The sequence below is a fragment of the Pseudomonas thermotolerans DSM 14292 genome (assembly GCF_000364625.1).
Lineage (GTDB): Bacteria > Pseudomonadota > Gammaproteobacteria > Pseudomonadales > Pseudomonadaceae > Aquipseudomonas > Aquipseudomonas thermotolerans.
In genome coordinates this window covers 60470-71605 of the sequence record NZ_KB822600.1, presented here as the reverse complement: position 1 = coordinate 71605, position 11136 = coordinate 60470, and the positions used below count along the sequence as shown (strand labels likewise).

The following is an 11136-nucleotide window of genomic DNA, read 5'->3' as shown; positions in this document are numbered from 1 at the left end:
AGGAGTAAGATTTTTTCGGTATTAGAACCGCAAGAAAGAAAACCGGAGGGATAAAGGAGGGACAAAGAAAGGAGAGTCGATCTATAAGCCGGGTTCTGTCGAGGACAGTCATTCCTCTACGACGGCCATCACTGGACGCCTCTAGCAACCTACCCGGTTCCAGCGCGGGCCACGCCAATGGAACCCTATTTGGTCTTGCTCCGAGTGGGGTTTACCTAGCCACGGACTGTTACCAGCCGTGCGGTGCGCTCTTACCGCACCTTTTCACCCTTGCCGGCGCCGAAGCGCTTAGGCGGTTGTTTTCTGTGGCACTTTCCGTAGGCTCGCGCCTCCCAGGCGTTACCTGGCACTCCGCCCTGTGGAGCCCGGACTTTCCTCCCCCTTCCGTATAAGGAAGGCAGCGACTGTCCGATCGACTCTCCGCCGCCAAGGGTACCGGGGGATGACGCCAGCGGCAAGCACAACATGCCGGCTCCGGGACAAGAAACCGCTCTACCCCGGGCACTCCGCTCAATCTAGCTCTTGCGCTCGAGGGCCACCTGATAGAGCAGGTTCTTGCGCACCCCGGTGATTTCCGCGGCCAGCGCCGTCGCCCGCTTCAGCGGCAGTTCGGCGAGCAGCAGATCCAGCACGCGCAAGGCCTCGGCACTCAGCGCCTCCTCGCCCTCCGGGGCCTGCCAGCCGGCCACCAGCACCACGCATTCGCCGCGCTGCTGATTGTTGTCGGCAGCCACCCAGGCACACAGCTCAGCGAGCGGGGCGCCCTTCAGGGTCTCGAAGGTCTTGGTCAGCTCGCGGGCCAGCACCGCCTGGCGACCGCCGCCAAACACCGCCTGCATGTCTTCCAGGCACTCCAGGATGCGGTGCGGCGCCTCGTAGAAGATCAGCGTGCGCGACTCCTCCTTGAGCAGCTCCAGGCGCGCCCGGCGCCCCGCCGCCCTGGCCGGCAGGAAGCCCTCGAAGATGAACCGGTCCGAGGGCAGTCCGGCCGCCGACAGCGCAGCTATCAGCGCGCAGGGCCCGGGCACCGGCACCACGCGGATGCCAGCCGCACGCGCCTGGCGCACCAGGTGGAAGCCGGGATCGGAAACCAGCGGAGTGCCGGCGTCGGAGATCAGCGCCACGTCCTCGCCAGCCTGCAGGCGGGCTAGGAAGCGCCCGCTCTCGTCTCGCTCGTTGTGCTCGTGACAGGCCGCCAGCGGGGTCTGGATGCCGAAGTGCTGGAGCAGGCGCTGGGAATGACGGGTATCCTCGGCGGCGATCAGCGCCACCTCACGCAACACCCGGAGCGCCCGCACCCCGATGTCGTCGAGATTGCCGATCGGCGTAGCTACCACGTAGAGGGTGCCAGCCTGGGAATTCGGTGCTTCGGATAGAGTCACAGCAGATACCTCGGCGTCGCAGGAATCGCGCATTGTAGCCTCATCGCCCGCCATCCGCTTTCGGACGCACGAGATCGCACCCCGCCCGGGGCTTGGGTACAATCGCGGTCTTTCGTTCCAGCATCAGGAAGGCCTACATGACCGCTTGCCTGCGCCAGCTTTCACTTCTCTGCATCTTCGGCTTCCTCGCCGCCTGCACCAGCTCGCCGAGCTCCACCCTGGGCGAACTGCCGCGTACGCCCCAGGCGAGCATCGAGCAGCTGCTCCAGCAGGCCGCCGACAGCAACCCCGAGCAGGCCGCCCTGCTGCGTCTTTCCGCCGCCGACCTGGCGCTCGCCCAGGGCGACCACGGCCGCGCCGCGCAGATCCTCAACCAGGTGCCGCTGGAAGGCCTGAAGCCGGCCCAGCAGATCTTCGCCAGCACCCTGTCCGCCGAACTGGCCCTGGCCCGCCAGCGACCGAAGAGCGCCCTCAAGGCCCTCGCCCACCCGAGCCTGGAACGCCTGGCCGAGCTGCCCGTCGACCAGCAGGTGCGCACCCACGTGGTGCGCGCCCGCGCCCTGCAGGCCGACGGCCAGAAACTGGCCGCCGCCCGCGAGCGTGCCTTCATCGCCCCGCTGCTCAGCGGCGAGGCCGCAGCGGACAACCAGGAAGCCATCTGGAGCCTGGTCTCCAGCCTACCTCGCGACCAACTGCAGGCCGGCGACGACGGCAGCGACTTCGCCGCCTGGCTGACCCTGGCCCGCGCGCTGAACGGTGCCGGCACCCTGCAGCAGCAGAAGGCTGCCATCGAGACCTGGCAGCAGCAGAATCCCCAGCACCCGGCGGCCGAGCAACTGCCGGAAGCCCTGCGCCAGATCCTCGCCATGAGCGATCAGCCGCTAGCCAAGATCGCCCTGCTGCTGCCCCAGGACGGCCAGCTGGCCTCGGTCTCCCGCGCCTTGCGCGACGGCTTCCTCGCCGCCCACTATCAGGCCCAGCAGGCCGGCCAGCCAAACCTGCCGAGCATCCAGCTGTACGACAGTGCGCGACTGAGCTCGCTGGACGAGTTCTACCGCCAGGCTCAGGCCGACGGCGTGCAGCTGGTAGTCGGCCCCCTGGAAAAGCCGCTGGTCCGCCAGCTCGGCAACCGCGAGCAACTGCCGATCACCACCCTGGCCCTCAACTACACCGACGCCGGCCAGGAAGGCCCGGCCCAGCTGTTCCAGTTCGGTCTGGCCGCCGAGGACGAGGCCCGCGAGGCGGCGCGCCGCGCCTGGGCCGACGGCATGCGCCGCGCCGTGGCCCTGGTGCCCCGAGGTGACTGGGGCGACCGCGTGCTGGCTGCCTTCCGGCAGAGCTGGGAAGCCGCCGGCGGAACCCTGATCGCCGCCGCCCACATCGACCAGCCGGTGCAGATGGCCCAGCAGATCGCCGACCTGTTCCAGCTGCGCCAGAGCGAGGCGCGCGCCAAGCGCCTGCAGAACACCCTGGGCACCCAGCTGGCCGCCCAGCCGGCGCGCCGCCAGGACATCGACTTCATCTTCCTCGCGGCCACCCCGCAGCAGGCCCAGCAGATCAAGCCGACCCTCGCCTTCCAGTACGCCGGCGACGTACCGGTCTACGCCACCTCACACCTGTACAGCGGCGGCAACAACCAGACCCAGAACCTCGACCTGGAAGGCATCCGCTTCTGCGAAACGCCCTGGCTGCTGCACGCCAACGACGCCCTGCAGCAGCAGGTCACCCAGCAGTGGCCGCAGGCCGCCGGCAGCCTCGGCCGGCTGTTCGCCATGGGCATCGACGCCTACCGCCTGGCCCCGCGCCTGAGCCAGCTGAAGGCTCTGCCCGGCAGCCAGGTGGAAGGCCTCACCGGCAGCCTGAGCCTGAACCCGGCACAGCGCATCGAGCGCCAGCTGCCCTGGGCGGAGTTCCGCAACGGCCAGGTCCAGCCCCTGCCCGACAGCACCCTTTGAGCCAGGTGAGCGACAACCAGCAGCGCGGGCGCCAGGCGGAAGAGCAAGCCCGCCGCTTTCTCGAAGACCGGGGCCTGCGCCTGCTGGCGCAGAACTGGTCATGCCGCGGCGGCGAGCTCGATCTGGTCATGCTCGACGGCGATACAGTAGTATTCGTGGAAGTTCGCTACCGGCGGCACGCCGCCTGGGGCGGCGCACTGGAGAGCGTGGATGCGCGCAAGCGGGCACGCCTGGCCCTGGCGGCCGAGAACTTTCTCCAGCAGGAGAAACGCTGGGGCAAACATCCCTGCCGCTTCGATGTCATAGCCCTGGGGGCGACCAATGGTACGGCAGGCCGCCCCGAGTGGATCAAGAATGCCTTTGACGCCTGAGCCCATGCCCAATCGCCCCGGCCACCCCGATAGAAAATACCAATCCCACCCTTTCCGGCAGCTCCGGCATCATCCGCGCCAGGCCCAGCCATCTCCGCAGCCGACATACTGAAGGTCAACCGCCATGGACATGCAATCCCGAATCCGCCGGCACTTCCAGGCCAGCATCGACACCAAGCAGCAAGCCATGGAGGTGCTCGCCCCGTTCATCGAGCAGGCAAGCCTGGCGATGGTCAATGCCCTGCTCAACGAAGGCAAGATTCTTTCCTGCGGCAACGGCGGCTCGGCCGGCGACTCGCAGCACTTTTCCTCCGAGCTGCTCAACCGCTTCGAGCGCGAACGCCCGAGCCTGCCGGCCATCGCCCTGACCACCGACAGCTCGACCATCACCTCGATTGCCAACGACTACAGCTACAACGAGGTGTTCTCCAAGCAGATCCGCGCACTCGGCCAGCCAGGCGACGTACTGCTGGCAATCTCCACCAGCGGCAACTCCGCCAACGTGATCCAGGCCATCCAGGCCGCACACGACCGCGAGATGACCGTGGTCGCCCTCACCGGTCGCGATGGCGGCGGCATGGCCTCCCTACTACTGCCGGAGGACGTGGAGATCCGCGTGCCGTCCAGGGTTACCGCACGCATCCAGGAAGTCCACCTGCTGGTGATCCATTGCCTGTGCGACCTCATCGACAGTCAACTGTTTGGGAGTGAAGAATGACCCGCAGCCTACCGATCCTCGTCGCCCTCGCGCTCAGCCTGCTGCTTGGCGGATGCGGCAACCGCAGCATCGGCAACAAGATCGATGACCAGTTCATCGCTCCGGATGTGCGCTCCGCCATCTACAAGGCTCACGCAGACCTCACCAGCCCCACCTCGCACATTGTCATCACCAGCTACAACGGGGTGGTTCTGCTGGCCGGGCAGACCCCGCGCGAAGAGCTCAAGGGACTGGCCGAACAGGCCGCCCGCACGGTTCGCGGGGTGAAGAAGGTCTACAACGAACTGCAGGTGCTGCCGCCCACTTCGGCGTTGGCTCGCAGCAACGACTCGCTGATCACCACCAAGGTCAAGGCGCAGATGCTCGCCGACGCCAACGTGCCGAGCACCCGCATCAAGGTCATCACCGAGAACGGTATCGTCTACCTGCTGGGCGTGGTCTCCCGGCAAGAAGCCAATGCAGCCACTAACGCCGCGCAGAGCGTTTCCGGCGTGCAGAAGATCGTCAGGCTGTTCCAGTACACCAACTGATCCCAGCGCATGACGAAAAGGGCGCCGATCGGCGCCCTTTTCGTTTTTCCTGCCTGTCGGCTACTTGACCACCTTGAGGCTCGGCCGTCCGCTAGGGCGCGGCGGCTCGCCGCCGGAAGGGCCGTCGTCGTCCGGGCCGTCCTCGTCGAATACCGGCGGCTCCAGGTCGAAAACCATGCCCTGACCGTTCTCCCGCGCATAGATGGCCAGCACGGCGGCCGCGGGAATGTACAGATGATGAGCCACGCCACCGAAACGCCCCTCGAAGCTCAGCGCCTCGTTGTCCATCTGCAGGCCGCGTACCGCGCTGGGCGAGATGTTCAGCACGATCTGCCCGTCACGGGCGAAGCCCTGGGGCACCTTGACCTGCGCGTGCTCGGCGTTGACCAGGATGTACGGCGTGCAATTGTTGTCGACGATCCACTCGTACAGCGCGCGAATCAGGTAGGGCCGACTGGAGGTCATCATCGCAGCATCTCCTTAGCGCTGGCGCATTTCACGCTCGGCGGCGGACAGACTGGCCTGGAAGCCGGGACGGGCGAACAGGCGTTCCATGTAATCGAGCAGCGGCTTGGCCTGACGCGGCAGCTCGATGCCGAGGACCGGCAGACGCCAGAGAATCGGCAGCAGGCAGCAATCCACCAGGCTCAGCTCGTCGCTGAGGAAAAAGGGCTTCTCGCCGAACAGCGGAGAAACCCCGATCAGGCTTTCGCGCAACTCCTTGCGAGCCTGGCTCCGTTCGTCTTCCTTGCTGCGCGGATCGAGCACCAAGTCCACCAGGCGGCACCAGTCGCGCTGAATGCGATGGATCAGCAGGCGGCTGTTGGCGCGCGCCACCGGATAGACCGGCAGCAGCGGCGGGTGAGGATAGCGCTCGTCGAGATATTCCATCACCACGGTGGATTCGTACAGGGCCAGATCACGATCGATCAGCGTCGGCAGACTGGTGTAGGGGTTCACCTCGGCCAGCTTGGCCGGGAACTTGCCGGGCTCGACGTAGATGACCTCGGCAGTGACGCCCTTCTCGGCAAGCACGATACGCACGCGGTGCGAATAATGGTCGGCGGGGTCGGAGTAGCAGGCCAACTTGCTGGTAGCCGCCATGAAGGTCCTCCTCGCGTAATGCAGGTATCAAAAAGCAGAAAAACGCACGCGCCCGAAATGGGCGCGTGCGTCGTACAGCGGAACAACGGCCTTAGTGAACGTCCTTCCAGTACTCGCGCTTGAGCAGGTAGGCGAACACGAAGAGGAAGGCCAGGTAGAGCAGCACGTAGGTACCGATGCGCTGGCTTTCCAGCTTGACCGGGTTGGCGGAGTAGGCCAGGAAGGTCACCAGGTTCTTGACCTTCTCGTCGAACTCGGCCTCGGACAGGCTGCCGGTGTTGGGCTCAACGACCAGCTGGTCGCAGGCCTCGTGGGTGATGGGCGCCCCGGTCAGCGGGTCGAACTGCTTCTTGCCATCCTCGACCACCTGGACCTGCTTGCAGCCGATATATTGGCGACCCTGCAGGCCGACCAGCACGTTGGGCATGCCGACGTTCGGGAAGACCTTGTTGTTAGCACCCAGCGGGCGGTTCGGGTCTTCGTAGAAGGTCCGCAGGTAGGTGTACAGCCAGTCGGTGCCACGCACGCGGGCCACCAGGGTCAGATCCGGCGGCGCGGCGCCGAACCAGACCTTGGCGTCTTCCGGCTTCATGCCGATGCTCATGTGGTCGCCGATCTTGGCGCCGGTGAAGACCAGATTCTCCATCATGATCTCTTCCGGAATGCCCAGGTCGTTGGCCACGCGCTCATAGCGCTGGAACTTGGCCGAGTGGCAGCCCATGCAGTAGTTGGCGAAGGTACGCGCGCCATCCTGCAGCGCCGCCTTGTCGGTCAGATCGATATCCACCTTGTCGAGCGGATAGCCAGTCGCGGCGCCGAAGGAAAAGGCCGGCAGCAGCGCGAAAACCAGTGCAGCAATTTGCTTTTTCATCAGCCTGTCACCCTTTCCGGAACCGGTTTGGTTTTTTCCATCCTGGTGTAGAACGGCATCAGGATGAAGTACGCGAAGTACAGGACGGTACATACCTGCGACAGCAGCGTACGACCCGGAGTCGGCGACAGCACGCCCAGCACGCCGAGGATCAGGAAGGCGATGCAGAACACCAGCAGAGCGATCTTGCTCAGCCAGCCCTTGTAGCGCATCGAGCGCACCGGGCTGCGATCCAGCCACGGCAGCACGAACAGGATGGCGATGGCCGCACCCATGGCGATGACGCCCATCAACTTGTCAGGCACCGCACGCAGGATCGCGTAGAACGGGGTGAAGTACCACACCGGGGCGATGTGCTCGGGGGTCTTGAACGGGTTGGCCTGCTCGAAGTTCGGCTTCTCGAGGAAGTAACCGCCCATTTCCGGGAAGAAGAACACCACGGCGCAGAACACGAACAGGAACACCACCACGCCAACGATGTCCTTGACGGTGTAGTACGGATGGAAGGCGATGCCGTCCAGCGGCTTACCGTTCTCGTCCTTCTTCTTCTTGATGTCCACGCCATCAGGGTTGTTGGAGCCCACTTCGTGCAGCGCGAGGATGTGCAGGACCACCAGGCCGAGCAGGACGATCGGCAGGGCGATCACGTGCAGGGCGAAGAAGCGGTTCAGGGTGATGCCGGAGATCAGGTAGTCACCACGGATCCACTGGGTGAGGTCCTCACCGATCACCGGGATGGCGCCGAACAGCGAGATGATCACCTGGGCCCCCCAGTAAGACATCTGACCCCAGGGTAGCAGGTAACCCATGAAGGCCTCGGCCATCAGGCACAGGTAGATCAGCATGCCGAAGATCCACACCAGCTCGCGCGGCTTCTGGTAGGAGCCGTAGAGCAGGCCGCGGAACATGTGCAGGTAGACGACGATGAAGAACGCCGAAGCGCCGGTGGAGTGCAGGTAGCGGATGATCCAGCCGTACTCCACGTCACGCATGATGTATTCGACGGACGCGAAGGCCTCTTCAGCGCTCGGGGTGAAGCTCATGGTCAGCCAGATGCCGGTGAGGATCTGGTTGACCAGCACCAGCAGGGCCAGGGAACCGAAGAAGTACAGGAAGTTGAAATTCTTCGGCGCGTAGTATTTGGAGAGATGGTCTTCCCACATCTTGGTGGCCGGGAAGCGCGCATCGATCCATTCCATGAATTTGCTCATCAGGCGTTCTCCTGGTCCACACCGATGACGATGACATCATCCGACTCGTAGGAGTGCGGCGGCACCGGCAGGTTCAAGGGGGCGGGCTGCGCCTTGTAGACGCGGCCGGCGAGATCGTAGCGAGAACCGTGGCAGGGGCAGAAATAGCCGCCGACCCAGTCCGGGCCGAGGTCGGCCGGAGCCACCTCCGGACGGAAGGAAGGCGAGCAGCCCAGGTGGGTGCACAGGCCTACCAGGACCAGCAGCTCGGGCTTGATCGAGCGGGTTTTGGGATCCACGTACGCAGGCTGCACCGAAGACTTGGACTCGGGGTCGGCCACCTGGCCAGCAACCTTCTCCAGGTTACGGAGGATTTCCTCGGTACGGCGGACGATGAATACCGGCTGACCACGCCATTCAGCGACAATCTGCTGACCCGCCTCGATCTTGCTGACATTCACTTTCACCGGTGCACCTGCGGCCTTGGCCTTGGCGCTCGGGAACCATGACCCCACGAACGGGACCGCAGCACCCACCGCCCCCGCAGCACCCACTACCGAAGTGGCTGCCACAAGGAAGCGACGCCGGCCTGCATTCACGCCGTCATTGCTCATTCAGTCGTCTCCCATCAGCTTTGTGGCCTGTTGTTTCAGGCATCTACTAAATAAATTCGAGCCGCAAAAAAATTTGGCAAATGGTAAAGAAAAGCCCCATTTCTGACAAGGTAACTATTAGACACAAAAACGCTGAAGCCCTTGCCAGATGCGGCCTTCCAGCATGCGGCAACTTGTCGCAACGCAACTAAGGGCAGCCAAAAAAAAACGCCCGGTTTCCAACTGGAAACCGGGCGCTTCGTATGCGAAAGCGAATTAGCGCTTGGAGTACTGCGGACGCTTGCGCGCCTTGCGCAGACCGACCTTCTTGCGCTCCACCTCGCGAGCATCGCGGGTGACGTAGCCAGCTTTGCGCAGCGCGCTGCGCAGGCCTTCGTCGTAGCTCATCAGGGCACGGGTGATGCCGTGACGGATGGCGCCGGCCTGGCCACTGACACCACCACCACTGACGGTGACGTAGATGTCGAACTTCTCGGCGGTCTCGGTCAGCTCGAGGGGCTGACGAACCACCATGCGGGCGGTTTCGCGACCGAAGAAGTTATCCAGGCTACGGTTGTTGATGGAGATGTTGCCAGTACCCGGACGCAGGAAAACGCGAGCGGTAGCGGTCTTGCGACGGCCAGTGCCGTAATTTTGAGTCGCCGACATAATGAACTATTCCGTCAAATCTTCAGTTCTTGGGGCTGCTGAGCGGTATGCGGATGCTCGGCACCCTTGTACACCTTCAGCTTGCGATACATGTCACGACCCAGCGGGTTCTTCGGCAGCATGCCCTTGACCGCGGTTTCGATCACACGCTCGGGCGCCTTGGCGATCAGCTTTTCGAAGTTGATCTCCTTGATGCCACCCGGGAAGCCGGAGTGCGAGTAGTACTTCTTGTCGGTGGCCTTGGAGCCGGTCACACGAACTTGCTCTGCGTTGATCACGACGATGTAGTCGCCGGTATCGACGTGCGGGGTGTATTCAGGCTTGTGCTTGCCACGCAGACGGGCGGCGATTTCGGTAGCCAGACGACCCAGAGTCTGGCCAGCGGCGTCGACGACGTACCAGTCGCGCTTAACGGTTTCCGGTTTAGCAGTAAAAGTTTTCATTCTTTATAGCCTCAGGGGCCGCCCTGAAAATAAGACGGCGGATCTTACTGAAAGGTGCAGGCTTTTACAAGCCAAGTGCGGCCACCACGCGCGATCATCGGGGCTCGGGTCTTCACGCTCGCAGGGCCTGAGCTCGACGGGCTAGGCATCCCCCGTCGAAAATGGCTGCGGAATTATGCCGATTGCGCGGAAAAATTCAACCTGCTTTCATGGGCGCTTCCCTCGCGCAAGAAGTACAGGAGCCAGCCATGGAATACCGTCAACTGGGCCGCACCGACCTCAAGGTCAGCGCCCTGTGCCTGGGCAGCATGACCTGGGGCCAGCAGAACACCCAGGACGAGGCCTTCGCGCAGCTCGACCGAGCCCGCGCCGCCGGCATCAACTTCCTCGACACCGCCGAGATGTACCCGGTGCCACCGCGCGCCGAGACCTACGGGCGCACCGAGCAAATCATCGGCGAGTACTTCAGGACCCGCGGCAACCGCGCCGACTGGATCCTCGCCAGCAAGGTGGCCGGCCCGGGCAACGGCATCAGCCATATCCGCGACGGCCAGCTCAGGCACGACCGGCGCAACATCGTCGCCGCCCTGGATGCCAGCCTGAAGCGTCTGCAGACCGACTGGATCGACCTCTACCAGCTGCACTGGCCGGAGCGCAGCACCAACTTCTTTGGCCAGCTTGGCTATCGCCACAAGGAGGAGAGCTTCACCCCGCTGGCGGAAACCCTGGAGGTGCTCAGCGAGCAGGTGAAGGCCGGCAAGATCCGTCACATCGGCCTGTCCAACGAGACGCCCTGGGGCACCATGAAGTTCCTGGAGCTGTCCGAACAGCTCGGCCTGCCGCGCCCGGTGTCCATCCAGAACCCCTACAACCTGCTCAACCGCACCTTCGAGGTAGGCCTGGCGGAAATCGCCATCCGCGAGCAATGCGGCCTGCTGGCCTACTCGCCGATGGCCTTCGGCATGCTCTCCGGCAAGTACGAGAACGGCGCCCGCCCGGCCAACGCGCGGATCACCCTGTTCAGCCGCTTCACCCGCTACACCAACCCGCAGTCCCAGGCGGCCTGCTCGCGCTACGTGGCGCTGGCCCGCGAGCACGGCCTGGATCCGGCGCAGATGGCCCTGGCCTTCGTCACCGCCCAGCCGTTCGTGACCAGCAACATCATCGGCGCGACCAGCCTGGAACAGCTGGACAGCAACCTGGCAAGCCTGGACCTCGAGCTCTCCGCGGAGGTGCTGGAGGGCATCGAGGCGATCCACCGCGAGCAGCCCAACCCGGCGCCCTGAGCAGCGACGCCACCCCGCAAAGAA

The 11136-nt window shown here is 64.5% G+C and carries 13 protein-coding genes and 1 other RNA gene; 5 read left to right on the top strand and 9 right to left on the bottom strand.

What is annotated here, in order from left to right; genetic code table 11:
- Positions 1-68: 68 nt before the first annotated feature.
- Positions 69-420: RNase P RNA component class A (gene rnpB / locus H165_RS18935), an RNA gene on the bottom strand.
- A gap of 95 nt (positions 421-515) precedes the next feature.
- Positions 516-1415 carry a 16S rRNA (cytidine(1402)-2'-O)-methyltransferase gene (gene rsmI / locus H165_RS0101910; protein WP_017937210.1) on the bottom strand — a complete coding sequence of 300 codons (900 nt, stop codon included), beginning with the start codon at positions 1413-1415 and terminating at the stop codon, positions 516-518.
- A 104-nt stretch (positions 1416-1519) separates the two neighbouring features.
- On the opposite strand from rsmI, the gene H165_RS0101905 reads away from it, so the two are divergent.
- From H165_RS0101905 to H165_RS0101890, 4 genes are all read left to right on the top strand, one after another.
- Positions 1520-3337, top strand: a complete 1818-nt coding sequence (locus tag H165_RS0101905) for a penicillin-binding protein activator (RefSeq protein WP_017937209.1) — start codon at positions 1520-1522, stop codon at positions 3335-3337.
- Positions 3338-3342: 5 nt separating this feature from the next.
- The gene (locus tag H165_RS0101900; protein WP_026146281.1) at positions 3343-3708 is read left to right on the top strand and encodes a YraN family protein; all 366 of its coding nucleotides are present in this window, start codon (positions 3343-3345) and stop codon (positions 3706-3708) included.
- A 124-nt stretch (positions 3709-3832) separates the two neighbouring features.
- The gene (locus H165_RS0101895; RefSeq protein WP_017937207.1) at positions 3833-4426 is read left to right on the top strand and encodes a phosphoheptose isomerase; all 594 of its coding nucleotides are present in this window, start codon (positions 3833-3835) and stop codon (positions 4424-4426) included.
- On the top strand, positions 4423-4956 hold the full coding sequence (locus tag H165_RS0101890) for a BON domain-containing protein (protein ID WP_017937206.1): 534 nt from the start codon (positions 4423-4425) through the stop codon (positions 4954-4956). The genes H165_RS0101895 and H165_RS0101890 overlap by 4 nt, the downstream gene beginning before the upstream one ends.
- Before the next feature lie 60 nt (positions 4957-5016).
- Here H165_RS0101890 and H165_RS0101885 read toward each other — a convergent pair whose 3' ends face one another.
- The 7 genes from H165_RS0101885 to rplM form a co-directional block, all read right to left on the bottom strand.
- Positions 5017-5421 carry a ClpXP protease specificity-enhancing factor gene (locus tag H165_RS0101885; RefSeq protein ID WP_026146280.1) on the bottom strand — a complete coding sequence of 135 codons (405 nt, stop codon included), beginning with the start codon at positions 5419-5421 and terminating at the stop codon, positions 5017-5019.
- A gap of 15 nt (positions 5422-5436) precedes the next feature.
- Positions 5437-6060, bottom strand: coding sequence for a glutathione S-transferase N-terminal domain-containing protein (locus tag H165_RS0101880; protein WP_017937204.1), 624 nt, complete (start codon positions 6058-6060; stop codon positions 5437-5439).
- 91 nt (positions 6061-6151) lie between these two features.
- Positions 6152-6931 carry a cytochrome c1 gene (locus tag H165_RS0101875; RefSeq protein WP_017937203.1) on the bottom strand — a complete coding sequence of 260 codons (780 nt, stop codon included), beginning with the start codon at positions 6929-6931 and terminating at the stop codon, positions 6152-6154.
- On the bottom strand, positions 6931-8142 hold the full coding sequence (locus H165_RS0101870; RefSeq protein WP_017937202.1) for a cytochrome b: 1212 nt from the start codon (positions 8140-8142) through the stop codon (positions 6931-6933). Before H165_RS0101870 ends, H165_RS0101875 begins: the two co-directional genes overlap by 1 nt.
- Entirely contained in the window at positions 8142-8735 is a 594-nt protein-coding gene (gene petA / locus H165_RS0101865) for a ubiquinol-cytochrome c reductase iron-sulfur subunit (protein ID WP_026146279.1), read from the bottom strand. Before petA ends, H165_RS0101870 begins: the two co-directional genes overlap by 1 nt.
- 255 nt (positions 8736-8990) lie before the next feature.
- The gene (gene rpsI / locus H165_RS0101860) at positions 8991-9383 is read right to left on the bottom strand and encodes a 30S ribosomal protein S9 (RefSeq protein ID WP_017937200.1); all 393 of its coding nucleotides are present in this window, start codon (positions 9381-9383) and stop codon (positions 8991-8993) included.
- A 14-nt stretch (positions 9384-9397) separates the two neighbouring features.
- A complete protein-coding gene (rplM, locus tag H165_RS0101855; protein WP_017937199.1) occupies positions 9398-9826 on the bottom strand; it encodes a 50S ribosomal protein L13 in 429 nt (142 codons plus the stop codon).
- A 248-nt stretch (positions 9827-10074) separates the two neighbouring features.
- On the opposite strand from rplM, the gene H165_RS0101850 reads away from it, so the two are divergent.
- Positions 10075-11112 (top strand): NADP(H)-dependent aldo-keto reductase, encoded by a 1038-nt coding sequence (locus H165_RS0101850; RefSeq protein ID WP_017937198.1) that lies wholly within the window; start codon positions 10075-10077, stop codon positions 11110-11112.
- The last annotated feature ends 24 nt before the right edge of the window (positions 11113-11136 follow it).